At 69.6% G+C, this 1,307-nt stretch carries 3 protein-coding genes; all 3 read left to right on the top strand.

Annotated features, from left to right (window positions below):
• Positions 1 to 211, top strand: a 211-nt coding sequence (gene atpC / locus VFQ05_06485; protein HET9326396.1) for a F0F1 ATP synthase subunit epsilon, incomplete at its 5' end; no start/stop codon positions are given.
• A gap of 282 nt (positions 212 to 493) precedes the next feature.
• Positions 494 to 883 (top strand): hypothetical protein, encoded by a 390-nt coding sequence (locus tag VFQ05_06480; protein ID HET9326395.1) that lies wholly within the window; start codon positions 494 to 496, stop codon positions 881 to 883.
• 124 nt (positions 884 to 1,007) lie between these two features.
• A partial coding sequence (locus VFQ05_06475; GenBank protein ID HET9326394.1) for a hypothetical protein occupies positions 1,008 to 1,307 on the top strand: 300 nt, incomplete at its 3' end.

Genomic DNA, 1,307 nt, shown 5'->3' with positions numbered 1-1,307 from the left:
GGTCGAGTACGTCGAGGTTCCCGGCACCGCCGGCTACTTCGGCGTGCTCGCCCACCACGCTCCGCTGGTGGCCAACCTGGCGAAGGGCATGCTCACCATCCGCCGCGCCGGCGGCCAGAACGAGAAGCTCGAGGTGAGCGGAGGCTTCTTCGAGGTGAGCCACAACAAGGCGACGGTGCTGGCGGACAGCGTGGGGGCGGCGATGGGGTAGAAGCGTTTCGCGGCCCCTGCTAGCGTGTGGAGCATGTTGGCCGCGACCACCCCCGGACCTGCTGCCGCCCGCACCGCTCTGCGACATTTGCGCGCCGCGGTCCTCGTCGTCCTCGTCGCCTGCGCTGCTGGGTCCTGCTCGCAGCGCTTGGGGACCGGCGGGCCGCAAGACGATCGACGCGCCTTTTGGAGCGCGCTCCAGACGCTGTGCGGCCGCGCGTATGAGGGCCGCGTTGTCGAGGCCCCCGCTGGCGACACGACTTTTGCCGGCAAGAGCCTGGTCATGCACGTGCGCGAATGCAGTCCCGACTCGATCCGCATCCCCTTCGTCGTCGGTGACAACAGATCGCGCACCTGGGTGCTGAGGCGGACCGCCGGCGAGCTCCGCCTCAAGCACGACCACCGTCATGAGGACGGGCATCCGGACTCGATCACCTGGTATGGCGGCGATGCGCGTGCACCGGGGATGGCCCAGCGCCAGGAGTTTCCGGCCGACTCGTTCACCGCAGCGCTCATCCCTCGGGCGAGGACGAACGTCTGGACCATCGAGATCGAGGCCGGGCGGCGCTTCACCTACGCCCTTCGTCGCGAGGGCACCGACCGGCGATTTCGGATCGACTTCGATCTCACCCGTCCAGTGCCGCCACCGCCGCCGCCCTGGGGATCCCGCTGACGGGGCTGAATCCGCAGTGTGCGCTAGCGTCGCCCTGCGGCTCGCCCGGCGTTGACGCGGAGTCGGTGAGTCCGGAGACTCGAGCCTAGCGGCCGCCCGTCACCATGCTGAACGGAGGTGCACCATGGAGTTCCAACATCGCTCGCTCGCCTCTGTCCTTGCTGTCGTCGTCCTCGCAGCCTCGATCTCCGCATGCTCTCGCAAGGACACCCCAACGTCCGCCCGCCCGAACGAGCGCGATGCGCTCACCGCGCAAGCCGCCCAGGATCTCGCCGGCCACTTCGCCGCGAGCCTCTCGCGCCAGAAGGGCGTGCCGATCGACCGCCTGGGCGGGACGAGCCTGCAGATCGTGGCCGAAGGCGCGCGGGCGTCGCAGGGGCTTCGCTCTGGAGCCGTCAACGACGAAGCCGGATTCTCGTGGTCG

It is taken from the genome of Candidatus Eisenbacteria bacterium, from assembly GCA_035712145.1.
Taxonomy (GTDB): domain Bacteria; phylum Eisenbacteria; class RBG-16-71-46; order RBG-16-71-46; family RBG-16-71-46; genus DASTBI01.
This window is presented reverse-complemented; position numbering and strand designations above follow the sequence as displayed.